Below are 25,883 nucleotides of genomic sequence, written 5' to 3' on the forward strand. Positions count from 1 at the left end.
CCTGCGCCCTCTGTCAGGAGTCAGGAGTCAGGAGAATGACTATAAACTTTCCAGAAGATCCATTAACCACGAAAAACCGTTCGGAAATAGATAGAAATCTAGATCGGAGTTTTATTTGGATAACCCGAATTTTTGCTCTAGCGATCGCTGGTATTCTATTATGGATTGCCTTGCAAATTACTACTAGTGCTTTACCAGCTATCCAAAAATTCGGGATTAATTTCTTTTTTACCAGCAGTTGGAACCCTGTTAATAATGAATATGGGGTACTCCCAGCAATTTACGGAACTCTCATCAGTTCTTTAATTGGACTGATTTTAGCCCTCCCTATTGGTGTAGGAACAGCAATTTTATTGAGTGAGAATTTCCTCCCCCCCCAGGTAAATTTAGTCCTGGTATTTTTAGTAGAACTCCTAGCGGCTATTCCCAGTGTTGTTTATGGAGTCTGGGGAATTTTTGTGTTAATCCCTGTGTTAAAAAATCTAGGCACATGGCTACATACTTATCTAGGCTGGTTGCCAATTTTTAGTTCTGCACCCACTGGACCAGGGATGTTACCAGCAGGAGTAATATTAGCAATTATGATTTTGCCAATTATCACGGCTATCTCTCGTGATGCCTTGATTTCTGTGCCTTCAAGTTTGCGTCAAGCCGCTCTAGGAATAGGTGCAACCCGTTGGGAAACCATTTTTCAAGTTATTATCCCTGCTGCCTTTTCTGGCATTGTCAGTGCAGTAATGTTGGCACTTGGGAGGGCAATGGGTGAAACAATGGCTGTGACAATGTTAATAGGTAATGCTAACAATATTCATATCTCTCTCTTAGCACCATCAAATACGATTTCTTCTTTATTGGCAAATCAATTTGCGGAAGCTAATGGGTTGCAAGTTGCTGCTTTAATGTATGCAGCTTTAGTTTTATTTATCTTAACAATGATCGTCAATATTCTGGCGGATTTTATTGTGGCACGAGTGGGGCGAATTTAGAATGCATAAGATCCCCGACTTCTAACATCAATTTATAGTTTCTGGACACAATAAATAAAAGAAGTCGGGGATCTGAGGATAAACGCAGATAACTTTGTGTTTTATGAAATTAGTAAAAGTTATATTGGTTAAATTATGAATTCTTTGTTTCCGCAAGGAGGCCTAACTCGTTCTCTTTCGTCTCCTCGAACATTGGTTAATATGGTCATGACTGGATTAGCTTTTGTCTGTGGAGTTTTGGCACTGATTCCTTTATTGGCAGTGCTTTATTATATAGTAATTAGAGGGTTTAGTAGTTTAGACATCCATATTTTTACACAGTTGCCACCTCCTCCCTTTGGTAAAAATGGCGGCTTTGGGAATGCCATTTTGGGAACATTATTAATGGTAGGAATTGCTGCTATAATTAGTGTTCCTGTTGGTGTGTTGGCGGCAATTTATTTAAGTGAGTTTAGTTCTCGAAGAATTGCCAGATGGATACGTTTCGCTACTAATGTTCTCAGTGGAGTTCCCTCGATCATTGCTGGGGTATTTGCCTATGGAATTGTGGTTTTAACCTTGGTAAAGCTGAATTTAGGCTCTTACTCAGCCCTGGGTGGTGGAGTCGCCCTAGCAATTTTGATGTTACCGATTATTGTGCGAACTACAGACGAGGCATTGCAATTAGTGTCTCAAGATTTACGGCAAGCATCTATTGGACTAGGAAGCACTAATTTGCAAACTGTGATCTTGGTGGTATTACCAACTGCATTACCTGCAATTGTCACTGGTTCTATTTTAGCGATCGCTCGTGCGGCTGGAGAAACTGCACCATTAATATTTACGGCTCTTTTTTCTTCTTTTTGGCCAGATAGTATCCTCAAACCAACTGCTTCTCTAGCAGTTTTAGTATACAATTTTGCCACTTCTCCCTATCAAACTTGGCAATCTTTAGCTTGGGCTGCGTCTTTAATTCTTGTATTCATGGTTTTAATTACTAGTATTATTGCTCGCTGGGTTACTAGAAAAAAAGATTTAATTTAGCTATCACCAAAAAAAACTTTTTCATCAAGCCCGATTTTATGAATACTATCATTAGCACAATTAATGGAACTGAATCGGTTTTACGCACAGAAAACTTAAATATCTATTATGGCAATTTTTTGGCTTTACAAAATGTTTGGTTAGATATTCCTAAAAATCGAGTCACCGCTTTTATCGGTCCTTCCGGTTGTGGTAAAACTACCTTATTGCGATGTTATAATCGGCTAAATGATTTAATTGACTCATTTAGAGCCGAAGGTAAAGTTTATTTCTACGACAAAAATATCTATGCAGCGAATATTGATCCTGTAGAAGTGCGAAGACGCATTGGTATGGTATTTCAAAAACCCAACCCCTTCCCCAAGTCAATTTATGAAAATATTGCCTTTGGTGCGAGAATCAATGGCTACAGAGGTGATATGAATGAATTGGTGGAACGGAGTTTGCGACAAGCAGCTTTGTGGGATGAAGTCAAGGATAAATTGCGACAAAATGGTTTATCCTTATCCGGTGGACAACAACAGCGTTTATGTATTGCGCGGGCGATCGCTGTGCAACCAGAAGTTATCCTGATGGATGAACCATGTTCTGCCCTTGATCCTATCTCTACTGCACGGATAGAAGAACTAATTCACGAACTCAAAGAACAATATACCATCGTCATTGTCACCCACAATATGCACCAAGCATCACGAGTATCTGATAAAACCGCGTTTTTTAACGTTAAAGCTTCCGAAACAGGTGGACGTAGTGGCTACTTAGTAGAGTACAACTCAACTGAGATGATTTTCAGTGATCCTCAACAGGAAGACACCAAAGCTTACATTAACGGTAAATTTGGTTAATTCTTTTATCAAAAATTAACTTAAATTGAGCATCTATGTTAACCTTGTGGCTGTAATCCTTGATTTAAGGTAATTTAGAACTTATTAGATACTAACTTGCTGCCAAACATGATTTTAATAGCAGATTAATTGTGATGAATATAGCTAATTTCCCGTGGCTGACGACGATTATTTTATTTCCCATAGCCGCATCACTACTCCTTCCCATTATCCCAGATAAAGATGGAAAAACCGTGCGCTGGTATTCTCTCATTGTCGGGTTGATAGATTTTGTCCTCATTGTCTGCGCTTTTTATACTGGATACGATTTCTCTAATCCCGATTTGCAACTGGTGGAAAGTTATCCCTGGGTTCCGCAATTGGGCTTAAATTGGTCTTTAGGGGTTGATGGCTTATCCATGCCCCTAGTTCTCTTAACAGGATTCATCACCACCCTGGCAATCTTAGCAGCTTGGCCTGTAACACTAAAGCCGAAATTGTTTTATTTCCTAATTTTGGCAATGTATGGCGGTCAAATTGCCGTTTTTGCCGTCCAGGATATGCTGTTATTTTTCCTGGTGTGGGAACTGGAACTTGTCCCCATATACTTCCTTTTGTCAATTTGGGGAGGGAAAAAGCGCCAGTATGCAGCGACTAAATTTATTTTGTACACCGCTGGTGGTTCGCTGTTTATTTTGCTGTCTTCCTTGACAATGGGGTTTTATGGCGATACAGTGACATTCGATATGCGATCGCTCGCCTTAAAAGATTTTGGACTCAATTTACAACTTTTACTCTACGCTGGCTTCCTGATTGCCTACGCTGTCAAGCTGCCCATTATCCCCCTCCATACCTGGCTACCAGATGCTCACGGTGAGGCTACAGCCCCCGTGCATATGTTACTAGCAGGTATTTTGTTAAAAATGGGTGGTTATGCCTTAATTCGCATGAATGCCCAAATGCTACCCGATGCCCACGCTTACGTTGCACCAGTGTTAGTGGTTTTGGGGGTAGTAAATATCATCTACGCTGCCCTAACTTCCTTTGCCCAAAGGAATTTAAAACGGAAAATTGCCTACTCTTCAATTTCCCACATGGGCTTTGTTCTCATTGGGATTGCCTCTTTCACCGACTTGGGTTTAAGTGGCGCAGTTTTACAAATGGTTTCTCACGGCTTAATTGGGGCAAGTTTGTTCTTTTTAGTCGGTGCAACTTACGATCGCACACACACCCTCATGTTAGATGAAATGGGTGGTGTCGGTAAGAAAATGCAAAAGATTTTCGCCATGTTTACAACTTGTTCAATGGCTTCTTTAGCATTACCAGGAATGAGCGGTTTTGTCGCCGAATTAATGGTATTTGTCGGCTTTGCCACTAGCGATGCTTATAACTCGACATTTAAAGTTATTGTCATTTTCTTGATGGCTGTTGGTGTGATTTTAACGCCAATTTATCTCCTTTCAATGTTGCGCGAAATTTTCTACGGACAAGAAAATGAAGAGTTAGTTTCTCATCAGAATTTGATAGATGCTGAACCCCGTGAAGTCTTTATCATTGCTTGTTTGTTGATACCTATTATTGGTATTGGTTTTTATCCCAAATTGCTAACCCAAATGTACGACGCTACAACTGTACAATTAACAGCAAGATTGCGTGATTCTGTACCAACCTTAGCCGCAACCAAAGCAGTACAAAATGTCTCTTTGAGTGCGCCGATAATTGGTAATTAATTTGTAATTGCAACTGGGGTGGGTTTGATACCTAAACCCCCTGTGGTTGCCCCAAATATCGGGGTAGGCACGGGGGCGCTACCCCTACATCTAAATCTAAGTAGGTTAGCATTGAAAATCGTCGTTATGGCAAGGCAAAAGGCAAGAGGCAAGAGGCAAGAGTGAAGAGGGTTTAGGCGATTTTACTTTTCTTTACACAGATTGGTTTTATTGTGTTCACCTACTTAAACCAATTAATTTTAATTTTCGCCAGAAGTTGACCAAATTATTAATTCACCTTGTTCACCACCAGCGGCTAATAATTGTCCTTGGGGATGCCAAGATAGAGTAGAAAAACCGGCTTCAGTGTCAGTAAAAATCTGTGAAACTTCTTTGTTTTCATTCCACAAACATAGCCAACCGTCAGCACCAGCAGAAGCGAGAATAAAACTTTGGGGTGCAAAAGCGATCGCATTAATGATATCCAGATGATTAGTTAATACTTGCGCCTCCCAGCCTACAGATTCATCTACCGACTTCTCCCATGCTACTATGCCATCAACGCTAGAAACAGCCAAAATGGGCGCATCTGTGGGAGTTTTTATGTCTGACCAAGCTAGATGACGAATTTTCCCTGGAAAACCCCGCATCACCCAAGGATCAGGATGTTCCCATTGTAAAACAGTGAGAGTCCGGTCCATATTTCCAGATGCCAAATACTTACCATCATCAGACCACGCCATTGCTGTACTGACGGTAGACAGAGGAAGAATAAATGGTTCATCATCCCAATCTTGAGTAGACCAGATTTTTATGCCTTTATATCCATTAATAGCCAAATATTTGCCATCTTTACGCCAATCAATTCCCAAAATAGAGGAATCATTAAAGTTAAGAGTTGTAACAACTTCTAATGTGTCTGCATCCCAAATTTGCACATAACGACCTAAACTAAAAGCTAATTGGTTATCGGTGTGACTCCATGCTAATTGGTCAACCCAAATCGGGGCATTTTCTAAAGTGCTAATTAATTTATTTCCGCACCAAATTTTCACTTTTCCATCTTGTCCACCAATAGCTAAATATTTACCATCGTGGGAAAAAGCCAAACAATTTACCGCTTTATCTGTCGCTGTTTGTAAATTAGTTAATTCGCCATTTTCCCATAAAACAACTTCTCCAGCAGCCGAACTAGCTGCAAGTATTTCACCGTCAGCAGACCAAGCCAAAGCAGTCACATAATCTGCAAGTTTTGTAGAATAATGTTTTGTAAATTCTGGAGATTTATTAATTGTTAAGTTCATAGTTGTGATATTTTATTTTTACAGCAATTCGCCAAACCTGTAGGGGCGAGGAAACCCCGCCTCCATTAGACATCTGGTGAAAATTAAATATGCGTGACATGAAACCCCTGTAGAGACGTTCCATGGAACGTCTCTACAATCTTTACCGGAGATGTCTATTGTATTACTAACTCATACAAGCAAAAAAGTCTGCTTTTAATTTGGCTTCATCTAAATTTCTACCAATAAATACAAGTTCATTTTTGCGAGTTTCATTGACTTTCCAAGGTCTATCCGCTTTACCATCAAATATCATGTGTACACCTTGGAAAACAAAGCGATTATCTTCATTTTCAATATTTAAAATTCCTTTCATTCTGAAAATATCTAGACCTTGATTTCTGAGTAATTCTGTCATCCAGGCATTTAATTTTTCACCGTTAATTGTCCCTTCTGATACTATCGCTACAGAATAGACGCTTTCATCATGAACGTGAGCATCTTCTCCTAAGAAATTAGGATCAATTTCTAACGCATGATCTAAATCAAATGCTTGCACTCCTAATAAAGCTGACATTGCTAATTCAGAATTATGGGTGCGGTAGATTTTTGCCATTGCATTCATTGAGCGAATGCGAGTTTCTAATTCATCTAAAACTTCCGGTGTTACTAAATCAGTTTTATTCAACAAAATTACATCTGCAAAAGCAATTTGCTCTTGAGCCTCGTCCGCTTCCCAATGTTGCCAAATATGTTTAGAATCAACAACTGTGACTACTGCATCTAATGACAACTGACTTTGTAAATCTTCATCAACAAAAAACGTTTGAATTACAGGTGCAGGATCTGCTAAACCGGTGGTTTCAATGACTAAATGATCAAATTTATCTCGGCGTTTCATTAAATTGCCAATAATGCGAATTAAATCACCGCGAACTGTACAACAAATACAGCCATTATTCATTTCAAAGATTTCTTCATCTGCATCAATTACCAATTGATTATCAATACCTACCTCGCCAAATTCGTTAACAATAACGGCAACTTTTTTACCGTGTTCGTAGGTAAGAATATGATTTAATAATGTAGTTTTACCCGCGCCTAAATAGCCAGTCAAAACGGTTACTGGTACTGAATTGAATGTTTCTGAAATCATCATAGTCTATCCGTTTACTTATTTTAGGAACAGAGTATTAACGCAAGACGGAATGCAAAAGGCGTACAGGGTAAGTTTTACAGTTATTCGCCGTCTTGTAGTTTCCAAATAATAGCTTAGAAGTTAGAAAGATTGAATGTCAAGGGAAAAATGTTTGGCTTTCGGTACTTATTATAAGTAATGAGACAGAATTAATTACACAATGTTATTGTGTAAGCGTTGCGTGGCGTTAGCCATATGGAACGAAGTGAAATGAAGCAATCGCAAGGGTTGTGATTGCTTCCCTTCCCTCGCAATGACTGTAAATATTTTTGTCCAATTACTTACTCAACAGGGTTGGGACATGGACTTTTAAGAATTACGAAAAACCTAGATTTGTAGGGGTAAAGCATGAGCTTATTGGTGTCAACTTAACGTAAAACCCATAGCCCGCCTGGGAATAAATTCCCAGTCTCATAGCAGAAGTCATCTGAAGATGACTAAAAATCCCCATAAATCTTTGACTATTAGCCCTGATAGCGTAGCGTAAGCCATAATTCATTTCTGGGCGGGTGTGGAAGCAATGTCAACTTAACGTAAAACCCATAGCCCGCCTGGGAATGAATTCCCAGTCTCATAGCAGAAGTCATCTGAAGATGACTAAAAATCCCCATAAATCTTTGACTATTAGCCCTGATAGCGTAGCGTAAGCCATAATTCATTTCTGGGCGGGTGTGGAAGCAATGTCAACTTAACGTAAAACCCATAGCCCGCCTGGGAATGAATTCCCAGTCTCATAGCAGAAGTCATCTGAAGATGACTAAAAATCCCCATAAATCTTTGACTATTAGCCCTTTTTCTAAAATCGCTAAATCATCTAATAAAATAATTTGATAATCTTGTCCAATCTTATTAGAAATTTCTGTTTGTTTAGGGGAATTAATAGCTAGTAAACCTCTCTTGATTTCAAAATAAGTATACAACTTCAGATAAGTTATTAAATTGTTCTTTGGTTAAGTTTTGCTGAACGATATGATATAAATGTTCAACCATTTCTCTTGGATTAAGTTCTTCTTTAAACAAAGAACGTTCTTCCATTAAAATAGCCACAATTTTCTCAATTCTGTTGATCATGAATTCTTGTTGAAGTTCTGTTGATAACATAATATTTCCTCCAGGGAAATGTAAATGATATTTATGGATGTTATATATTCTAGCATTTGTCCTAGAGTTTCAGATCCCCGACTTCTCAGAGAAGTCGGGGATCTTGTTGTTCATAAAGATTTTGAAGTTAATTTTTTAATTATTAAGTTTTATATATGATGCCGTTTTGGTTTAGTATAATATTAAAGTGGGTAATGTTTACCTTGTAATTACAAATAAAACAATGCCAGCAAAGGATACTTACCATGATGCGGTTAAAAATGCTTTAATTAAGGCTGGTTGGACGATTACCGCTGATCCTTATCCGATTAAGTATGAAGAAATCAGACTTATCGCTGATTTAGCTGGTGAAAAAACGATTGCTGCGACAAAAGAGAGTGAACAAATTGTTATTGAAGTTAAAAGTTTTTTGAGTCGTTCTCCCATGCGTGAATTTGAAACAGCTTTAGGTCAATATCTGATTTATCAAACTTTTCTTTTGGCTACTCATCCTGAATATAAAGTATTTTTAGCAATCAGTAAAAATATTTATGAAAAGTTTTTTGAACAAGTTGCTATTCAACTGATTTTACAAAAATATCAAGTTTCACTATTAGTTATTGATATTAATCAAGAAGAGGTGATCAAATGGACAAGCTAACTCATTATCAAAACTTAATCAAACAAATTTTAACTGAATATGAAAAAATCTCATCACAAGTAATTGATCCTGATATAGATGAGGTGTTAATGTTTGATGATCAAAGAAGTCAATATCTTTGGTTTAATATTGGTTGGAAAAATGATAAACGAGTAAAAACAATTTCTGTTTATATTCGCATTAAAAATGAGAAAATTTACATTGAGGAAGATTGGACTGAAGAGGGAATAGCTACGGATTTATTAAGAGAAGGTGTACCGAAAGAAGATATTGTTTTAGCTTTTTATGATCCAGAAACTCGGAAGTTGACTGAGTTTGCTGCTGTTTAATTCTCTGTTTAAAATGATGCGATACCTAATTATCTCATTAATGCTTGAAAACTAGCTTGAATAAAATGCTTATCAAAAGTTAAAGCTTGAGTAACTTTATTTTGTTTCATGACCACAAAAGAAACACAATCAACTAAACCCCATGATTTATCTTGATGTTGTTTGTATAAATTTAATGCTTCCTCAAATAATTCAGGATTTAACCGGATAACTTCTATATCATCAGAATTTAAAAAAGTTTCCATTAATTCAACTGCTTCACTTTTATAATTACTTGATAAAGCATTACCAACTTGTAATAAAATTGCATCAGTGGTTATCAAAGGATAATTTTCAAATTTTTGAGCTAATTCTAAAGCTTTGAGATGATATTGATCCCGTTTGTTTATTAAGGCTACAATAAACAGCGTATCAATAAAAATTTTATCCCTCACTTACATCTCTCCCTAAACTAACACTAACTTGAATCGAGAAATCTTCAGGAGCATCAATTTTAATTTTGCGTAATTTGGACATGAGACTAGGTTTTTTAACAGCATTTTCTGCATCGCTTAACTGTTCAATAATCCCATAAACTTGATTAAGTTGTTCTTCTGTTAAATTTTTGAGTTTCTCTTGAATCATTTGTTTTGTAATCATAGTAACTTACCTAAAATAACTATTCTTAAGCACAATTATAGCAAATGACTCTTGAAATTTTCTGGTTTTGTACATAGTAGTATTTTTGAGTTGTGTGATGTTTGTTCATTACTCCAGTGTTAATTTCTAAGTAATAGATTGTGTCAGATAACGAGATAAATTTTCTCGTTTTTAGGATTAGGTTGCTAATTTTGCTATGATTGATGTATTGTAGACTATATGTCACAGCAAACATTCATGTCAATTATCGAATGCAAGGAACACAAATTTCTTTTTTTCCTAACGAGGATGAGCATAATCCTAGCCAAAAGCAAAAGAAGCCGAAATTAGGACGTTATGAGCGTATTCAGCGCGAACTAGATGAAGATAAATCTGATCCATATAAGATATTTACTGATGTTAGTTCCCCACCCAGTCCATTATCTAAATATACTTTTGTGGATCTGTTTTGTGGTGCTGGGGGAATCACACAAGGTTTATTTCAAGCTGGATTCACACCATTGGCTAGTGTAGAAATTAGTCCAATTGCTTCTGCTACGCACAAAAAAAATTTCCCACAATGTCATCATTTCTGTGGAGATATTGAACAATTTTCTCCCCAATATTGGCTGCAACAAATCGGCTCACCTGATGTAAATATTGTTGTTGGTGGTCCACCATGTCAAGGATTTTCAGTAGCCGGAAAACGTGATCCAAAAGATCCTCGAAATAGATTATTTTATGAATTTGTGCGTGTTGTTTCAGAAATACGCCCTTGGTATGTAGTGATGGAAAATGTACCAGGTATTTTGACAATTCAAAGAGGGGATATAAAGACGGCAATTATTGAAGCTTTTGAGTCTATTGGTTATCCTCATATTTCTGTGGCAATTCTGGAATCTGCGGCTTATGGAGTCCCACAAATTCGACCAAGAGCTATTTTTATCGCTAATAGATTTGGAATGCCAAATCCTTATCCTCAAGCGCAATTAAACCAAGAAGAATACAAACCTATTGAATCAGCAATTTCTGATTTACCAGAATACACTCGAATATCGGAAATTAATCACGAATGGACCAAACATTCACAGGAGTATATGGAACGTCTTGCTCAAGTTCCTCCTGGTGGTTCTTTATATACAAAATATGTTGATGCTTTCAAACGACAATATCCTGGTAAACCAAGTATGACTGTGAAAGAAAATCATGGTGGTACACATATTCATCCATATTTAAATCGCGTGATTTCCGCTAGGGAAATGGCCAGATTACAAACATTTCCCGATTCGTTTATTTTTGAAGGTAGTATGAAAAAAGCGATGTGGCAAATTGGCAATGCTGTACCACCACGTTTATCAGAGTGTATTGGTTATGCACTGATTCCTTACTTAAATGATATTGCAATTAACATAAGACAATCTGCTAATTTACCTCATTTTGATCAACCTGAGATAGTTTTTGGTTAAGTGCATTACGCCAAGTTTCAAAATCATACCAACCACAACCAATACAACCTTCCTCAGCTTCATCACCTCGCTGATGTTGGGAAGGCCAATTTTCACCTGATTTATACCAGAATTTAATACCAAAAGGTGTACCGCGTTTACCAGTTTTTATACAACGTTCACAACTTCTCGATTTTAAAAGATTATGATTTCCAGACGCATCTTTCTTGAGTAATTGAAACTTTTTCCTAATTTCGGTTTCACTCATAGAGGTTAAATGTGGAGCTTCACTTTTTCCCCAACGTTCCATAGGAAATCTATGATCAATAACTAACTCATGAGCATATCTCTGTCTGTCTTCTACTACTTCTGTGTAAGCATATAATTCTAGAATTATTTCAACTAATTTGGGGGGAATATTAGCAGGAGCGTTTGCTTCTTTGATTTCTCCTGTCCAACGATCCCATTTGCCTGTATTATTACAAACCTCACAATATTCGGTTTTTTCTTCTAAGACTAGACCACGCCTACCACTTCGATTACCTCTCTCTAAACCTTGTATTCCACCACCACCAGCAGGTTGACGAGATCCAAGTTTTGGAGTCATCTCATGTTCTCGACAATGCCATTTTTGATCAGATAGGAGATTGAAAGCTTGAAGTTGTTTTGGAGCTTTTTTAAGTTGCTCTTGAATTTTTATTATCAACTCTTGTTCAGTCATTTTATTCTATCGGCTTCGATTTCCAAATTTGTCAGCAGAACAGAAACACTAATACCTAAGCCATCTGCAAGACTTACAAGAGCAGTGAGGGAAGGATTTCTAACTCCACGTTCCACACCGGAAATGTATGTACGATCTAAGTTAGCGCGTAGTCCTAACTCCTCTTGTGAAATTCCTAACTCTGTTCGGCGTTGTCTGACTAGATAACCTAAAGCATAAAGAGTCTTTTGTTTTGATTCATCCATCTGCTGATTTTGAGCTTTTATGGACTATCAGTCTACGGACTATGTGTCACATTATTTGAAATTTATTATTTATTATTGACATCTAAGAGGTTGTTTGAAAAGTTTTAGGTTGTGATTTTAGGCACTTACAGTTCCCCCCTTAGCAAGGGGGGAACTAGAGTCAAAGTCCCCCTTTTCAAGGGGGATTTAGGGGGATCTAAAAATATTTGATACACCATGAGGGACTTTTCAAACACGCTCTAATGCTATGTCTAAAAATTCATGCAATTCTTAACTAAATAATCCGTTGGTTTCGGCGATAAATAAAATCTGTTAAGTTATAATTAATCTAAACTTGGTTCAACACAACAGGAGGATCTCAATGAGCCTAGTCATTTCCGAAGATATTGTCCAAGCCAGTGGATTATCAGAAAAAGAATTAGTTTTAGAATTGATTATTCTATTATTTCAAAGGAAAAAGATTAGTATCGGTAAAGCATCCCAACTGGCTAAAATGCCTTTACTACAATTTCAAAATGAATTAGCTATGAGAAACATTAATATTCATTATGATGAAACTGATTTAGAGGTTGATTTAAAAAACTTGGGAATTATCTAAAATTTATGATCATAGTTAGCAATACTTCACCTATTACTAATCTATCAGCTATAGGAAAAATCCAATTATTAGAACAACTTTATGGAGAAATTATCATATCATCAGCAGTTTTTCAAGAATTAACACAATGGGGAGATTCAATACCAGGAGCAAAAGAAGTCAAAACTTATGACTGGATTATTGTAAAACCTGTTAATAATGTTAGTTTAGTACAATCTTTAAAAAGCAAATTGGATGAAGGAGAATCTTCGGTAATAGCTTTAGCATTAGAGTTAAATGCAGATTGGCTAATTATAGATGAACAATTAGGCAGACAAACAGCAACAGAATATAACTTAAAGATAACAGGTATTTTAGGAATTTTAATTGAGGCAAAACGTCAGAAATTAATTCCATTAGTTAAACCTATTCTTGATGATTTAATCAATACAGCTAAATTTTGGGTTAGTCCCTCTCTTTATAATCGTATTTTATCAATTGTTGGTGAATGATAATAGGTAACAGGTAAAAACTAATTACCCATTACCAATTTCTTCTATTAGCACAAAATCGGGTAAAGTAGCCTGTATTCTGGGATTGGAGGCAGAGCCTCCTGGTAGGTAATTGTTAATTAATTTAACTACATAACTACTTCTTGTCTAATTGCTATCACTTCAAGAGACAATTTATTTAGCTTGTCTTTTTCACTTAAAGTTTTTGTAAGATAAGCATCTAATTGTTGTTCCAGCTTCAAATATGCTTCTTTAGAAGTTAAAGGATTAGCTTCTTTATTAGCTTTAGCTTCATAATATTTACAAGCCGTAAATCCTACTAATTGAAATAAAGCAATATTGCTTGAAGCAGTAATCATTAAATTAACAAATGGAACTTGTTTTAACAAAATTTCTAATCCTAGCTGTCTCAATCTTTCTGCTGTGAATGCTGTAGCAAGAATACCTAGAATTTCCCCATCTTCTATTTCTTCAAACCCATAGGTAATACCTATTTGATAAACCATTTCTACTAATAAACCTACATTCTTAGTTAAATCAACTATTTCTGCAATTATAGGATTTACTATTTTTAATCCATCAGAAATAATTCCAGTTGTTGTAGCAAAAATAGTTTTTTCGGTGATTAATTCTTGAGCAATTTGTGAAGGTTGATAATCAGGATATTCTTTTCGCAAATCTATTACTTCTTGTTTTGCTTTTGCTAATTCTGCATCTGCTAATTTATTAAAAACGCTGACTAAACGTGGTAGCCAATATTTATTCAAGTAGCGATTAATCGTATCCGTAATACTATCAATGGTTTTACCAAATTTTTCTATTAATTCATTCAACCATTGTTTAGATTTAGCTAAAGAAATATTTTCTTTATCTGTTATATCTTCTTCTGCTAATATTTGGAACTCTTTAATTGCTCTAGAGATTAATTCCAGATCAGAGGAAACTTTATTGCTAATATCTCTGCTAATTTTTTGAGTGTAACTAAGTAAAAAGTCAATATCTTCTTTTGCTTGTTTTTTGGCTAAATATGAATCATTTACGGGTAGCAGAGGATCTTTGAAGCCAGCTAAAGCAGATACAGGAATCCATTCTCCATGATTTTTCTTTTGATCTTTTCCTAGCTTTAAAAAACAGACTTGCTGACGATCCGTATAAGTAGCAATTGCTATAATCGTACCTCTTTCTTTTTCATTGTTTATGATAGCTTCAACAGTTGAATTGAGACTATCTACTCCTAGTTTTCCCATTGCTTTTAATCCTGTAAATATTACTGGTAATTACAGCTATTTTTCACGTCAATTAACCACATACTGATTTTGCTTTACTCAATCACTTCTAAGAGTAAACACAAGGACGTAAAGAACTGTATGAATCAGAGTCAAGTATAAACACATGAAAACTGATGTAGTATTTATAGTACCATAGAATAATATTAAAATGCTACAACATATCTAATACTTAGGAAAAATATTGAATTTATATATTGCATATTTACGTATAAATCCGAATACATTAAAAAATGTGTAATAAATATACCCGCTTTTTATTACTTTTTTATAGCTAAATCAAGGCTTTTATATCTCATACTGATAAATTAAATCACATTAATTTTTATTAGCTAAAGATGCAAGAAAATATATATTGATACAATTATTATCGCTTATATCCATAAACTCACACTTATCATGCACAAACAGCAATCACTATATCCGTTTTTTGCATAATCTCTCAAATTTAGTAACCTACTATACGAACTGTCATCAAAAATTACACTAACTTAACAACATCGCAACTGTTACACCACCAACCAGGAAACTACTATCAGTTATTTCCCCAAAGTGGCAAGTACAAAACCGATAAGAACACGGATACACAGTTAATTCAGTCCTGTTTCCCCAAAAAAAGCATAATGATAGAAACAGCAACTACCACAGACAAACTCAATAAATTCGAGAAATTCAAAGCCGAAAAAGACGGACTCGCAGTTAAAAACGAAATAGAGAATTTTGCCCAAATTGGTTGGGAAGGAATGGACGAAAACGACCTTAACCATCGCCTAAAATGGTTAGGTGTATTTTTTCGTCCTGTCACTCCCGGTAAATTCATGATGCGAATGCGTCTACCTAACGGCATTCTCAACAGCAATCAAATGTCTGCTTTCGCAGAAGTGGTACAGCGTTACGGTGAAAATGGCAGCGCCGATATTACCACCAGACAGAATATACAACTACGCGGGATCAATTTGGCAGATATTCCCGATATCTTTAATAAATTTCACAAAGTCGGATTGACTACTATCCAATCGGGGATGGATAACGTCCGTAATATTACAGGTGATCCTGTCGCGGGTTTGGATGCAGATGAGTTTTATGATACCAGAGAATTAGTCCAGCAAATCCAAGATATGCTGACTAATAATGGTGAAGGTAATCCAGAATTTAGCAATCTTCCCCGGAAATTTAATATTGCAATTACTGGAGGAAGAGATAATTCAGTTCACGCAGAAATTAATGATTTAGCCTTTATTCCCGCTTTTTGGGGAAATGAAGATCAAGTCCCAATCTTTGGTTTTAACGTCATTGTCGGCGGTTTATTTTCCGCAAAGCGTTGTGAAGCAGCCATTCCTCTGAATGTTTGGGTATTGCCCGCCCAAGTTGTATTATTATCCAAAGTCATTGTCGAGATATTCCGAGATCATGGCTTACGCGCAAATAGACTAAAAGCCCGGCTAATGTGGCTACTTGATGAATGGGGGATAGAAAAATTCCGCGCCGAAGTAGAAAAACGTTTTGGTCAATCATTATTACCCGCAGTAGATAAAGATCAAATTGACTGGGAAAAACGGGATCATGTGGGCATATATAAACAAAAACAATCTGGATTTAACTACGCAGGTTTAAATATTCCCGTGGGAAGATTGTCTGCTGATGATATGTTTGAAATTGCCCGATTGTCTGAAGTTTATGGAAGTGGAGAAATCCGGTTTACCGTTGAACAAAATATCATTATCCCGAATATTCCTGATTCCGGTTTAACAGCATTTTTCACAGAATCAGTATTAGAGAAATTTTCAGTTAATCCTGGCTTATTAATGCGATCGCTAGTATCATGTACAGGCGCACAATTTTGCAACTTTGCCTTGATAGAAACCAAAAATCGTGCCTTAGCAATGATAAAATCATTGGAATCTGAACTAACTTTATCACGTCCTGTGCGAATTCATTGGACAGGATGCCCTAACTCCTGTGGACAGCCCCAAGTAGCAGATATTGGCTTAATGGGAACTAAAGTGCGTAAAAATGGACAAATGTTAGAAGGTGTGGATATTTATATGGGTGGAACAGTCGGGAAAGATGCACATTTAGGAACTTGTGTTAAAAAAAGTATTCCCTGCGAAGACTTACAACCCATATTAAGAGATTTACTTATTCATAAATTTGGTGCAAAACTTAAGTAACAGGCTTTGATTCCTCCTTAAATTAATTTAATCGCCAAAATCCAGAGATAACTGCAAACCCAAATTAAAATTAATCAAGAGTTTCCCATGAGCAATATTTCTCGCAGAAAATTTATTATTACCTCAAGTGTAGCAACCGTAACTTCTATCTTGGCGCACGGCTGTTCATCTAGTAACTCTGATTCAGTAAAAACAGATAGTGCTTCTTCCAATAGCAAACTAGCTAATAATTCCAAAGTTAGTAATGCCCCAAAAGTTGAAACAACCACAGCCAAATTAGGATTTATTGCTTTAACAGATTCCGCACCTTTAATTATTGCTAAAGAAAAAGGTTTCTTTACTAAATATGGTATGACTGATGTAGAAGTCAGCAAACAAAAATCCTGGCCAGTCACCCGCGATAACTTAAAAATTGGCTCATCTGGTGGTGGTATTGATGGCGCACATATTCTTACCCCTATGCCCTATCTGTTGACCATGAATGATAAAGTGCCAATGTATCTTTTGGCGCGGTTAAATATCAATGGTCAAGCGATTTCAGTTGCTGAAAAATTCAAAGATTTGAAAGTTGGTTTACAAAGTAAATTACTAAAAGAGTCTGTAAATAAAGCCAAAGCCGATAAAAAATCTATAAAAGTTGCTATGACTTTTCCCGGTGGTACTCATGATTTATGGATGCGCTATTGGTTAGCAGCAGGGGGTATTAATCCTGATCAAGATGTAATTTTGCAAGCAGTACCACCACCACAAATGGTAGCAAATATGAAAGTTGGAACTGTTGATGCTTTTTGTGTAGGAGAACCTTGGAATGCTCAATTGGTAAGTCAAAAATTAGGTTATACAGCTTTATCTACAGGTGAACTATGGAATAACCATCCAGAAAAAGCCTTTGCTATGCGTCAAGATTGGGTTGATAAAAATCCCAATGCTACACAAGCATTATTAATGGCAATTATGGAAGCACAACAATGGTGTGATCAGGCAGAAAACAAAGAAGAAATGTGTAAAATCTGCGCTGATAGGAAATACTTTAATGTCGCCGTAGCTGATATTTTAGAACGGGCTAAAGGTAATATTGATTATGGTGATGGACGCAAAGAGCAAAACTTTGCATATCGCATGAAATATTGGGAAGATAATGCTTCTTATCCCTATAAAAGTCATGATACTTGGTTCTTAACTGAAGAAATTCGTTGGGGTTATTTACCTAAAGATACAAAAGTGAAGGAAATTGTTGATCAGGTCAATAGAGAAGATATATGGAAACAAGCTGCTAAGGCTTTGGGTGTGGCTGCTGCGGAAATTCCAGCAAGTTCTTCTCGCGGTGTGGAAACATTTTTTGATGGGGTTAAATTTGACCCTGAAAAACCAGAGGAATATTTAAAGAGTTTGCAAATTAAGAAGGTGTAATTGTCGGTTGGGTTCAGCGAAAGTGTAACCCAACGAAATTTACTAGATTAATTAGATTTTTGAGGCTCACGCAGAGGCGCAAAGCCGCAGAGAAGAGAAGGAAAAGAGATTTTTAATATTTTACTTAGGAGAAATAAATGGCTGCTATTGTTGGAAGTCGTAGAGTTAGTAGTAAACAGCAGAAGGTAATTAATAAGTTTTTGATTAACAAGGTTATACCGCCGCTGTTTGGATTATTTGTTTTTCTGGTGTTATGGGAATTACTTTGTTTAATTCCTAGTTTTCAATTACCTGGACCGATAGAAACAATTCGGGAAACTTGGGACCCTTTTGTTATCCATCCTTTTTTCGATAATGGTGACAGTGATAAGGGTTTAGGCTGGCAAATATTGACAAGTTTAGGACGGGTTGCTTTAGGTTTTTCTCTAGCAGCAGTTGTCGGGGTTGTTTTAGGAATATTAATTGGTTCTAATACTTTTCTTTATAATGCTGTAGATCCGATTTTTCAGGTATTAAGAACTATCCCTCCCTTAGCTTGGTTACCAATTTCTTTAGCGGCTTTCCAACAAGCTAATCCTTCGGCAATTTTCGTGATTTTTATTACTTCGATTTGGCCGATTGTGATTAATACAACTGTGGGCGTGCAGAATATTCCTCAAGATTATGTAAATGTCGCTCGTGTTTTGCGTTTGCAGAAGAGCAGTTATTTCTTGAAGATTGTGTTTCCGGCAACTGTTCCTTATATTTTTACCGGGTTAAGAATTGGCATAGGTTTATCTTGGTTGGCAATTGTCGCGGCGGAAATGTTAGTTGGTGGTGTGGGTATTGGTTCGTTTATTTGGGATGCCTATAACACAACTACCGAAACTAATATGAGCGAGATTATTATCGCCTTGGTATATGTCGGTTTAGTGGGATTAGTTTTAGATAGAATGGTGGCTTTTGTTGCTAATAAAGTTGTCACAACAGAACAAAAATAATTCTTAGTTCGTCGTAATTTCTGAGATTGCCAATTATCCATTACCATTCATCATGAATACTTTTTTAGAAATTGACCATGTAGACCGAATATTTGACCTCCCCAATGGTGGCAAATATATTGCTTTAAAAAATATTGAATTAAAAATTTCTGAAGGTGAATTTGTTTCTTTAATTGGACATTCTGGTTGTGGTAAATCCACCTTACTAAATATTATTGCTGGCTTAGATCAAGCTAGTATTGGTGGTGTAACTTTGGCAGGTCGGGAAGTGAGAGAACCAGGTCCTGATAGAATGGTGGTTTTTCAAAATTACTCCTTACTTCCTTGGCTAACTGTAAGGGAAAACATCGCCTTGGCTGTAGATGAAGTCCATCAAAATCTACCTAAAGGAGAACGTCGGGGAATAATAGAAGAACATATTGATATGGTGGGTTTACGACGGGCAACTAATAAGCGTCCTAGTGAATTATCCGGGGGAATGAAACAGCGAGTTGCGATCGCTCGTGCCTTAGCTACCCGTCCCAAGTTATTATTGTTAGATGAACCTTTTGGTGCTTTGGATGCATTGACAAGGGGCAATTTACAAGAGCAATTAATGACAATATGTAATCAACACAGAATTACCTGTGTGATGGTGACCCATGATGTTGATGAGGCATTATTATTAAGCGATCGCATTGTGATGTTGACCAATGGACCAGAAGCACACATTGGCCAAATTATCGAAGTACCTATTCCCCGTCCCCGTCACCGTTTAGAAGTAGTTAACAATCCTTTTTACTATAACTTACGGAACGAAATAATTTACTTTCTCAATCAACAAAAAAAAGCAAAAAAACGCCAGAAACAACCTACTGCACCTGCTATTATTTCTAACAACAACTTAGAAAAAGTTCATTTGGAAATTGGCTATATTCCCCTGACTCAAGCTGCACCCTTAATAATTGCAAAAGAAAAAGGTTTCTTTGCCAAATATGGTTTAGAAGTCAACCTAAACAGCGAAACTAGCTGGAAAGACATAGGGAAAGGTGTAGTAACTGGTAGACTTGATGCCGCCCAAATGGTTGCAGGTATGCCCCTAGCCCTGACATTAGGTGCAGGAGGTAAAAATCCGGTGTCAATGGTAACAGCCATGACCCTTTCTCGCAACGGTAGCGCCATTACTTTCAGCCAAGAATTATTCAACAGTGGAGTAAAAAACTTAACAGACTTTCAAGCCATTATTAAGGCTGACTTAGACAAAACCCATACTTTGGGAATTGTCCATCCCGCATCCATGCAAAACCTATTATTGCGCTATTGGTTAGCAGCAAGTGGAATTAAACCTGATGTAGATGTTAGTTTGATGGTAATTCCACCACAAGAGATGGTAACTGCCCTCCAAGAAGGAAAAATTGATGGTTACTGTGTCGGTGAACCTTGGAACTCTCACGCAGTTGATCAGAATTTGGGTTTTATTATTGCTATCACCTCAGAACTTTGGCATGGACATCCAGACAAAGTATTAGGAGTAAGAGAAAATTGGGCGCTGGAAAATCCCCAAACACATCTAGCATTAGTCAAAGCCTTATTAGCAGCTTGTGAATATTGCGATGATATTCGCAACCGGGAAGAAGTTCTCAAATTAATTTCTCAACCTGACTATCTTGGTAGTAATTCCCTTCATCTTCCTCCAGGTTTAATAGACAATTACAAGCATGGTAATCACAACCAACCCCAAACTTCCCATCAGTTTTATTTCAACAAAGCCAACTATCCGGATCGTCATGAAATGCTATGGATTTTAACTCAATTAGCCCGTTGGGGTTTAGTAGCTTTCCCCAAAAACTGGGTAGAAGTCATTGACAGAGTTTGCCGTCCAGATATATTTGGTGCAGCCGCACGAGAAAGAGGCATTTTAGATATTGGTAGGGAAGAAACAATTCAATTATTTGATGGCAAAGTCTTTAATCCTTCTGAACCAATAGAATATCTAAAAAGTTTGGAAATTAAACGCCAGCTTCGAGTAGAAGAAGTATTTATCTAGTCATACCAATTCTGTATAAAGATGCGCCAAATTTAAAAAGGAACGAACCGCAGAGGCGCAGAGGACACAGAGAAGAAAAAGATAAGGTTACAAAATTAAGCGTAGCCTCATAAAGAAATGGTATCAGTTGTCAATTCTCAATTGTTATTACCAATTATCCATTCCCTATTACCAAAAATATCATGACAACAGTAAACTATAATAACAAAATTCAACAATTACAAACCCAGAAAAAAGAAGACTTCTTAGTAATTGATGGTGTCAACAAAATTTACCCCACTGATAAAGGATCATACACCGTCCTAGATGACATTAACCTCAAAGTTAGTGAAGGTGAATTTATTTGTTTAATTGGCCATTCCGGCTGTGGAAAATCAACACTGCTCAACATGGTTTCTGGATTTAATAAACCTACCAACGGGGTCGTGTGGTTACAAGGTCAACCCATAACCGAACCCGGTCCAGACCGAATGATGGTATTTCAAAACTATTGTTTACTACCTTGGTTAAATGTTTTTGATAATGTTTATTTAGGTGTTGATTCCGTATTTCCTCACAAAAGCAAATCGGAAAAACGGGCAATAGTCAGAGAACATTTAGCAATGGTAGGACTAACAGAAGCAGCCCAAAAGAAACCCAGTCAAATATCTGGAGGAATGAAACAAAGAGTAGCTATAGCCCGTGCCTTAGCCATCCGTCCCCAACTCCTGATTTTAGATGAACCATTCGGTGCTTTAGATGCCATCACCAAAGAAGAATTACAGGAAGAACTCCTGCAAATTTGGTCAGAACATCAAATCACAGTTTTGATGATCACCCATGATATTGATGAAGCACTTTTCCTCGCAGATAAATTAGTGATGATGACAAATGGACCAGCAGCAAATATTGGCGAAATATTAGAAATACCCTTTTCTCGTCCTCGTAACCGTCGCCGAATTATGGAAAATCCAGAATATTACAACCTACGAAACTATGCCTTAGACTTCCTCTATCGTCGCTGCGCTCATGTTGATGAGTAATTGGCATAATACGTAATTGGGAAAAGTCCCCAAAGAACCATTTGTATCTGATAAAGAAAATGAAGCCGAAATAATTAATCCTCAACCGATTTTAATAGCAGAAAAATAAATATCTCACGCAAAGGCGCAGAGACGCAAAGGCAAGAATACAAAAAACCAGAAATTAAAAATATTTCTCCTCTTATGAAATTATCTCTGAGTCCTCTGCGGTTCGTTTCTCATAAAAAATTTTGCACAATAGTGTGAAATCCCATAAATATCATGAATGAATTTACCAAAACACTTTGTCCTTATTGCGGTGTTGGTTGCGGTTTAGAAGTTTCTGCACCAGCCCAATATGGAAAAGCCACAAATCGAGATAGTGAAGGAATTCCTATTTGGCGAGTTAGGGGTGATAAATCTCATCCTTCTAGTCAAGGAATGGTATGTGTTAAAGGTGCAACTATTGCTGAATCTTTGGATAAAAGTAGATTGCATCATCCAATGGTACGCGATTCGTTAGATGCAGAATTTCGGCGTGTGAGTTGGAATGAAGCCTTTGATATTATTACCCAACGGATTCAAACATTGCACTTGAATCAAGCTACAGATTCTATCTGTATGTATGGTTCTGGACAATTTCAAACTGAAGATTATTATATTGCTCAAAAGTTACTCAAAGGTTGTTTAGGAACTAATAATTTCGATGCTAATTCCCGGTTGTGTATGTCTAGTGCGGTATCTGGGTACATTCAAAGTTTTGGTGCTGATGGGTCTCCTTGCTGTTACGATGATTTAGAATTAACTGATTGTGCTTTTTTAATTGGTACAAATACGGCGGAATGTCATCCCATTATTTTTAATCGGTTAGCAAAATATCATAAAAAAAATCGCCATGTTAAAATGGTTGTGGTTGACCCTCGGCGTACCCCAACGGCCGAAGCAGCCGATTTACATTTAGCTATTCGTCCGGGTACAGATATTGATTTGTTAAATGGTATTGCCTATTTATTAATGAAATGGAATTATGTTGATCTAGCTTTTATTGATGATTGTACTAGCAATTTTCCGGCTTATGCTGAGGTAATTCGGCATTATTCTCCGGAGGTAGTGGCGAGTCGTTGTGGTATTAGTATTGAAGATTTAGAAACGGCTGCTAAATATTGGGGAAAATCTAAATCTGTACTTTCTTTATGGTCAATGGGTGTTAATCAATCTTCTGAAGGTACGGCTAAAGTTAGAACTATTATTAATTTACATTTAATGACGGGACAAATCGGTAAACCTGGTGCAGGTCCTTTTTCTTTAACTGGTCAACCTAATGCTATGGGTGGCAGAGAAGCGGGAGGTTTATCCCATTTACTACCGGGTTATCGGTTGGTAAAAAATGCCCAACATCGGGCGGAAGTTGAGAATTTTTGGGGTTTAGAAAAAGGACAGATTTCCCCTGTTCCTGGTTTAACTGCTTGGGAAATGATCACCGGTTTGGAAACTGGAAATGTAGGTTTATTATGGATTGCTGCGACTAATCCGGCTGTGAGTATGCCAGATTTGGAAAGAACGAAAAAGGCGTTATTAAAATCTCCTTTTACTATTTATCAAGATGCTTATTACCCAACAGAAACATCGGCTTATGCTCATGTTTTATTACCTGGGGCGCAGTGGGGTGAAAAAACTGGGATTATGACTAATTCGGAAAGAAGGGTAACTCTATGTTCGGCTTTTCGGGAACCACCAAGAGAAGCAAAACCTGATTGGGAAATCTTCGCAGAAGTAGGAAAAAGATTAGGTTTTACTGATAAGTTTACTTTTAATAATTCTGCGGAAGTTTATGCTGAATTTGTTCAATTAACTCGTCAGCGTCCTTGTGATATGTCGGGTTTAAGTCATGGGTTTTTAGCCGCACAAGGTCCAACTCATTGGCCTTATCCACAAGGTAGTAATTCAGAAATTAAGCGCCTATATACTAATTTACGCTTTCACACAAATGATGGACGCGCCCAGTTTGGTGCATATTATTCAAAAGGACTTGCTGAACCACCTGATGATAATTATCCTTTTATATTAACTACTGGTAGATTGTATGGTCATTGGCATACACAAACACGCACCGGCAGAATTGAGAAAATTCGCAAACTGCACCCGCAACCATTTATCGAGATTCATCCCCGTGATGCCGCTGCTTTAGGTATTATTGATAATCAGTGGTTAGAAGTGCGATCGCGTCGTGGTAAAACTAAGTTTCCTGCTAAAGTCACAAAAGCTATTTCTCCCGGTACTGTCTTTGTTCCTATGCACTGGGGTAAGCTATGGGCAGATGATGCAGAAGCTAATACTCTTACTCATTCAGAAGCCTGTCCTGTTTCCCTGCAACCAGAATTAAAAGCCTGTGCTGTGCAATTAGTACCAATCCCTGTAGAATCTACTGTTAAAAATTATCAATTTCAGTCTTCCCAATGGTAAGCTTTTAACTATATTCCCGAATTGGGAATTTACTACTTCATCTATTGTTAATTATAAATGGTTGTCAGTAACCCAGCCCTAAAGGGACTGGGCTTGCAAGAGTAATCAAGCAAGCCGTACTGACCAGACCACCCTGAGTTTACTCTCATGGTAGCCGTTATTTGAGTCACGACACCCCGGAATGCGAAGCTAGTTCCCTGCTCTGTCGCTTGTGATTAAACAGTTCTAAGGTCACTGGAACAGTGTTGCAAGCTCAAGCAAGCTCTTATAACAGGTCGTTCGCGCCAGCGTGCCGGAGGCATCTAGCTAACATTACCCCAGAAATGGGAGTTGGTTTCCAGATTCCAATCAAAAATCTGGTTTCAATTTTAATATCCACAGCGGTTAAAACCGCTCGTGTCGTTTCCCTCTCAGGTCTAAAGACGCGCTCGTTTCCCACTTACCGGGTGTTCTTATGATTGTATTTTTAGATGCCTAAATTGTACAAGAATGATCATGATTAATCTTAAAATCTAAGTAATGGTTTATTACTTTTAAAAGCACTTTCTGGAACTGACAAGTTTGTGAAAGTAGAAAATATATTTATGATTTTTGATCCTTGAGATTTATCTACAGGATTTTTGTTTTATATTCGTAATTTCCAATTTAATTTTAATCAAGGAGTATCAAATGAGAAAATTCATTAAAAATTTTCTAGAACTTACCAGTGATAAAAGCTTTATTCACCTGATCGAAATTGTCGAGGTAATAGTTGCCAAATTACTATCTCTCTTTATGATAATAGTAATTTTTGCCACCCTTGGTGATTTAGCAATATTTATTTTTCAGGAAATACTTTCTCCAAAAGAAGGTAGTTTTAGCAAGACATTGTTTCAAATTTTCGGTTTATTTCTTAATGTTTTAATTGCTTTAGAAATACTAGAAAATATTACTGGCTACCTCAAAAAGCACGTTTTACAAGTTGAATTAGTTATTGTCACTTCTTTAATTGCTATTGCTAGAAAAATTATTATTCTTGATTTAAAAGTAACTGAAGGTATAGAAATTATTGGTTTGGGGATTGCGATTCTTGCCCTATCCATTAGTTATTGGATAATTCGGAGTAGTAACCAAAAATAAAATAACTTTGCAATAATAGGTAATTTATTCAATACCTTGTCCATTTTCTGTAGATCAAATTCTCAAGCTCCCAGATATGAAAGTGTTAGATTTTCAAGAACTAAAAATATACCTGACACCTTTTACCCCCTTTCCCTTTGTAAAGGGGGGTAACAATAAAAATCTAGTAGTCTGTCAACCCGGATGTAGGGGGGGTAGGGGATGTAGGGGGGTAGG

The 25,883-nt window shown here is 36.9% G+C and carries 25 protein-coding genes; 16 read left to right on the plus strand and 9 right to left on the minus strand.

The window, feature by feature from the left end; translation table 11 throughout:
• The first annotated feature begins 35 nt into the window (after positions 1-35).
• The 4 genes from pstC to ndhD1 all read left to right on the plus strand — a co-directional run bounded on the left by pstC (position 36) and on the right by ndhD1 (position 4,563).
• Complete coding sequence (pstC, locus tag HEQ36_RS19635; RefSeq protein ID WP_168636995.1) at positions 36-986, plus strand: phosphate ABC transporter permease subunit PstC; 951 nt, start codon at positions 36-38, stop codon at positions 984-986.
• Positions 987-1,121: 135 nt separating this feature from the next.
• Entirely contained in the window at positions 1,122-2,009 is an 888-nt protein-coding gene (gene pstA, locus HEQ36_RS19640; protein ID WP_168636994.1) for a phosphate ABC transporter permease PstA, read from the plus strand.
• Positions 2,010-2,047: 38 nt separating this feature from the next.
• Complete coding sequence (gene pstB, locus HEQ36_RS19645) at positions 2,048-2,854, plus strand: phosphate ABC transporter ATP-binding protein PstB (protein ID WP_039201133.1); 807 nt, start codon at positions 2,048-2,050, stop codon at positions 2,852-2,854.
• 134 nt (positions 2,855-2,988) lie between these two features.
• A complete protein-coding gene (gene ndhD1, locus HEQ36_RS19650; RefSeq protein ID WP_053539161.1) occupies positions 2,989-4,563 on the plus strand; it encodes a photosynthetic/respiratory NAD(P)H-quinone oxidoreductase subunit D1 in 1,575 nt (524 codons plus the stop codon).
• A 239-nt stretch (positions 4,564-4,802) separates the two neighbouring features.
• Here the strand turns inward: ndhD1 and HEQ36_RS19655 are convergent, their stop codons facing one another.
• The 4 genes from HEQ36_RS19655 to HEQ36_RS19670 all read right to left on the minus strand — a co-directional run bounded on the left by HEQ36_RS19655 (position 4,803) and on the right by HEQ36_RS19670 (position 8,124).
• Complete coding sequence (locus HEQ36_RS19655; RefSeq protein ID WP_168636993.1) at positions 4,803-5,846, minus strand: WD40 repeat domain-containing protein; 1,044 nt, start codon at positions 5,844-5,846, stop codon at positions 4,803-4,805.
• Positions 5,847-6,012: 166 nt separating this feature from the next.
• On the minus strand, positions 6,013-6,984 hold the full coding sequence (locus HEQ36_RS19660; protein WP_027400657.1) for a GTP-binding protein: 972 nt from the start codon (positions 6,982-6,984) through the stop codon (positions 6,013-6,015).
• A gap of 782 nt (positions 6,985-7,766) precedes the next feature.
• A complete protein-coding gene (locus HEQ36_RS19665) occupies positions 7,767-7,943 on the minus strand; it encodes a hypothetical protein (RefSeq protein WP_199924434.1) in 177 nt (58 codons plus the stop codon).
• On the minus strand, positions 7,927-8,124 hold the full coding sequence (locus HEQ36_RS19670) for a hypothetical protein (RefSeq protein WP_168636992.1): 198 nt from the start codon (positions 8,122-8,124) through the stop codon (positions 7,927-7,929). The genes HEQ36_RS19665 and HEQ36_RS19670 overlap by 17 nt, the downstream gene beginning before the upstream one ends.
• 223 nt (positions 8,125-8,347) lie before the next feature.
• On the opposite strand from HEQ36_RS19670, the gene HEQ36_RS19675 reads away from it, so the two are divergent.
• Together HEQ36_RS19675 and HEQ36_RS19680 are read left to right on the plus strand one after the other, a co-directional pair.
• Positions 8,348-8,764 (plus strand): XisH family protein, encoded by a 417-nt coding sequence (locus tag HEQ36_RS19675; protein WP_168636991.1) that lies wholly within the window; start codon positions 8,348-8,350, stop codon positions 8,762-8,764.
• The gene (locus tag HEQ36_RS19680) at positions 8,752-9,093 is read left to right on the plus strand and encodes a XisI protein (protein WP_168636990.1); all 342 of its coding nucleotides are present in this window, start codon (positions 8,752-8,754) and stop codon (positions 9,091-9,093) included. Before HEQ36_RS19675 ends, HEQ36_RS19680 begins: the two co-directional genes overlap by 13 nt.
• A gap of 29 nt (positions 9,094-9,122) precedes the next feature.
• On the opposite strand, the gene HEQ36_RS19685 is transcribed toward HEQ36_RS19680, so the two are convergent.
• Both HEQ36_RS19685 and HEQ36_RS19690 read right to left on the minus strand, forming a co-directional pair.
• Entirely contained in the window at positions 9,123-9,527 is a 405-nt protein-coding gene (locus HEQ36_RS19685; RefSeq protein WP_168636989.1) for a PIN domain-containing protein, read from the minus strand.
• Positions 9,517-9,732, minus strand: coding sequence for a hypothetical protein (locus HEQ36_RS19690; RefSeq protein WP_168636988.1), 216 nt, complete (start codon positions 9,730-9,732; stop codon positions 9,517-9,519). Before HEQ36_RS19690 ends, HEQ36_RS19685 begins: the two co-directional genes overlap by 11 nt.
• A 251-nt stretch (positions 9,733-9,983) precedes the next feature.
• Here HEQ36_RS19690 and HEQ36_RS19695 point away from each other — a divergent pair, with 251 nt between their 5' ends.
• Complete coding sequence (locus tag HEQ36_RS19695) at positions 9,984-11,177, plus strand: DNA cytosine methyltransferase (RefSeq protein ID WP_168636987.1); 1,194 nt, start codon at positions 9,984-9,986, stop codon at positions 11,175-11,177.
• On the opposite strand, the gene HEQ36_RS19700 is transcribed toward HEQ36_RS19695, so the two are convergent.
• Both HEQ36_RS19700 and HEQ36_RS19705 read right to left on the minus strand, forming a co-directional pair.
• Positions 11,134-11,877, minus strand: coding sequence for a restriction endonuclease (locus HEQ36_RS19700; protein WP_168636986.1), 744 nt, complete (start codon positions 11,875-11,877; stop codon positions 11,134-11,136). The genes HEQ36_RS19695 and HEQ36_RS19700 overlap by 44 nt on opposite strands.
• Positions 11,874-12,122: a helix-turn-helix domain-containing protein gene (locus HEQ36_RS19705; protein WP_168636985.1), complete on the minus strand. Its 249-nt coding sequence runs from the start codon at positions 12,120-12,122 to the stop codon at positions 11,874-11,876. Before HEQ36_RS19705 ends, HEQ36_RS19700 begins: the two co-directional genes overlap by 4 nt.
• A gap of 361 nt (positions 12,123-12,483) precedes the next feature.
• On the opposite strand from HEQ36_RS19705, the gene HEQ36_RS19710 reads away from it, so the two are divergent.
• The gene (locus tag HEQ36_RS19710; protein WP_027400660.1) at positions 12,484-12,720 is read left to right on the plus strand and encodes a UPF0175 family protein; all 237 of its coding nucleotides are present in this window, start codon (positions 12,484-12,486) and stop codon (positions 12,718-12,720) included.
• 5 nt (positions 12,721-12,725) lie between these two features.
• Positions 12,726-13,211: a DUF3368 domain-containing protein gene (locus tag HEQ36_RS19715; protein ID WP_168636708.1), complete on the plus strand. Its 486-nt coding sequence runs from the start codon at positions 12,726-12,728 to the stop codon at positions 13,209-13,211.
• A 128-nt stretch (positions 13,212-13,339) separates the two neighbouring features.
• Here HEQ36_RS19715 and HEQ36_RS19720 read toward each other — a convergent pair whose 3' ends face one another.
• Positions 13,340-14,458 (minus strand): hypothetical protein, encoded by a 1,119-nt coding sequence (locus tag HEQ36_RS19720; protein ID WP_168636707.1) that lies wholly within the window; start codon positions 14,456-14,458, stop codon positions 13,340-13,342.
• Between the two features lie 662 nt (positions 14,459-15,120).
• Here HEQ36_RS19720 and HEQ36_RS19725 point away from each other — a divergent pair.
• From HEQ36_RS19725 to HEQ36_RS19755, 7 genes are all read left to right on the plus strand, one after another.
• On the plus strand, positions 15,121-16,668 hold the full coding sequence (locus HEQ36_RS19725; RefSeq protein WP_168636706.1) for a ferredoxin--nitrite reductase: 1,548 nt from the start codon (positions 15,121-15,123) through the stop codon (positions 16,666-16,668).
• Between the two features lie 87 nt (positions 16,669-16,755).
• Positions 16,756-18,078 carry a CmpA/NrtA family ABC transporter substrate-binding protein gene (locus HEQ36_RS19730; protein ID WP_053539151.1) on the plus strand — a complete coding sequence of 441 codons (1,323 nt, stop codon included), beginning with the start codon at positions 16,756-16,758 and terminating at the stop codon, positions 18,076-18,078.
• A 137-nt stretch (positions 18,079-18,215) separates the two neighbouring features.
• Positions 18,216-19,058 (plus strand): nitrate ABC transporter permease, encoded by an 843-nt coding sequence (gene ntrB, locus HEQ36_RS19735; protein ID WP_053539150.1) that lies wholly within the window; start codon positions 18,216-18,218, stop codon positions 19,056-19,058.
• 52 nt (positions 19,059-19,110) lie between these two features.
• Complete coding sequence (locus HEQ36_RS19740; RefSeq protein WP_168636705.1) at positions 19,111-21,084, plus strand: nitrate ABC transporter ATP-binding protein; 1,974 nt, start codon at positions 19,111-19,113, stop codon at positions 21,082-21,084.
• A gap of 182 nt (positions 21,085-21,266) precedes the next feature.
• Positions 21,267-22,106 carry a nitrate ABC transporter ATP-binding protein gene (locus HEQ36_RS19745; RefSeq protein ID WP_168636704.1) on the plus strand — a complete coding sequence of 280 codons (840 nt, stop codon included), beginning with the start codon at positions 21,267-21,269 and terminating at the stop codon, positions 22,104-22,106.
• A 261-nt stretch (positions 22,107-22,367) separates the two neighbouring features.
• Positions 22,368-24,548 carry a molybdopterin oxidoreductase family protein gene (locus HEQ36_RS19750; RefSeq protein ID WP_168636703.1) on the plus strand — a complete coding sequence of 727 codons (2,181 nt, stop codon included), beginning with the start codon at positions 22,368-22,370 and terminating at the stop codon, positions 24,546-24,548.
• Between the two features lie 669 nt (positions 24,549-25,217).
• The gene (locus HEQ36_RS19755) at positions 25,218-25,667 is read left to right on the plus strand and encodes a phosphate-starvation-inducible PsiE family protein (RefSeq protein ID WP_039201143.1); all 450 of its coding nucleotides are present in this window, start codon (positions 25,218-25,220) and stop codon (positions 25,665-25,667) included.
• Positions 25,668-25,883 lie beyond the last annotated feature (216 nt).

Source organism: Anabaena sp. 54, assembly GCF_017355725.1.
Classification (GTDB): domain Bacteria; phylum Cyanobacteriota; class Cyanobacteriia; order Cyanobacteriales; family Nostocaceae; genus Dolichospermum; species Dolichospermum heterosporum.

Excerpts from the sequence above, each read along its gene's own strand:
- HEQ36_RS19680 (WP_168636990.1), top strand. The coding sequence starts at position 8,752 with ATGGACAAGCTAACTCATTATCAAAACTTAATCAAACAAATTTTAACT.
- pstA (WP_168636994.1), top strand. The coding sequence starts at position 1,122 with ATGAATTCTTTGTTTCCGCAAGGAGGCCTAACTCGTTCTCTTTCGTCT.
- HEQ36_RS19670 (WP_168636992.1), bottom strand. The coding sequence starts at position 8,124 with ATGTTATCAACAGAACTTCAACAAGAATTCATGATCAACAGAATTGAG.
- HEQ36_RS19705 (WP_168636985.1), bottom strand. The coding sequence starts at position 12,122 with ATGGATGAATCAAAACAAAAGACTCTTTATGCTTTAGGTTATCTAGTC.
- HEQ36_RS19755 (WP_039201143.1), top strand. The coding sequence starts at position 25,218 with ATGAGAAAATTCATTAAAAATTTTCTAGAACTTACCAGTGATAAAAGC.
- HEQ36_RS19740 (WP_168636705.1), top strand. The coding sequence starts at position 19,111 with ATGAATACTTTTTTAGAAATTGACCATGTAGACCGAATATTTGACCTC.
- HEQ36_RS19710 (WP_027400660.1), top strand. The coding sequence starts at position 12,484 with ATGAGCCTAGTCATTTCCGAAGATATTGTCCAAGCCAGTGGATTATCA.
- ndhD1 (WP_053539161.1), top strand. The coding sequence starts at position 2,989 with ATGAATATAGCTAATTTCCCGTGGCTGACGACGATTATTTTATTTCCC.
- ntrB (WP_053539150.1), top strand. The coding sequence starts at position 18,216 with ATGGCTGCTATTGTTGGAAGTCGTAGAGTTAGTAGTAAACAGCAGAAG.
- HEQ36_RS19690 (WP_168636988.1), bottom strand. The coding sequence starts at position 9,732 with ATGATTACAAAACAAATGATTCAAGAGAAACTCAAAAATTTAACAGAA.
- HEQ36_RS19730 (WP_053539151.1), top strand. The coding sequence starts at position 16,756 with ATGAGCAATATTTCTCGCAGAAAATTTATTATTACCTCAAGTGTAGCA.
- HEQ36_RS19675 (WP_168636991.1), top strand. The coding sequence starts at position 8,348 with ATGCCAGCAAAGGATACTTACCATGATGCGGTTAAAAATGCTTTAATT.
- HEQ36_RS19695 (WP_168636987.1), top strand. The coding sequence starts at position 9,984 with ATGCAAGGAACACAAATTTCTTTTTTTCCTAACGAGGATGAGCATAAT.
- pstB (WP_039201133.1), top strand. The coding sequence starts at position 2,048 with ATGAATACTATCATTAGCACAATTAATGGAACTGAATCGGTTTTACGC.
- HEQ36_RS19720 (WP_168636707.1), bottom strand. The coding sequence starts at position 14,458 with ATGGGAAAACTAGGAGTAGATAGTCTCAATTCAACTGTTGAAGCTATC.
- HEQ36_RS19750 (WP_168636703.1), top strand. The coding sequence starts at position 22,368 with ATGAATGAATTTACCAAAACACTTTGTCCTTATTGCGGTGTTGGTTGC.
- HEQ36_RS19700 (WP_168636986.1), bottom strand. The coding sequence starts at position 11,877 with ATGACTGAACAAGAGTTGATAATAAAAATTCAAGAGCAACTTAAAAAA.
- HEQ36_RS19655 (WP_168636993.1), bottom strand. The coding sequence starts at position 5,846 with ATGAACTTAACAATTAATAAATCTCCAGAATTTACAAAACATTATTCT.
- HEQ36_RS19660 (WP_027400657.1), bottom strand. The coding sequence starts at position 6,984 with ATGATGATTTCAGAAACATTCAATTCAGTACCAGTAACCGTTTTGACT.
- HEQ36_RS19715 (WP_168636708.1), top strand. The coding sequence starts at position 12,726 with ATGATCATAGTTAGCAATACTTCACCTATTACTAATCTATCAGCTATA.
- HEQ36_RS19745 (WP_168636704.1), top strand. The coding sequence starts at position 21,267 with ATGACAACAGTAAACTATAATAACAAAATTCAACAATTACAAACCCAG.
- HEQ36_RS19725 (WP_168636706.1), top strand. The coding sequence starts at position 15,121 with ATGATAGAAACAGCAACTACCACAGACAAACTCAATAAATTCGAGAAA.
- pstC (WP_168636995.1), top strand. The coding sequence starts at position 36 with ATGACTATAAACTTTCCAGAAGATCCATTAACCACGAAAAACCGTTCG.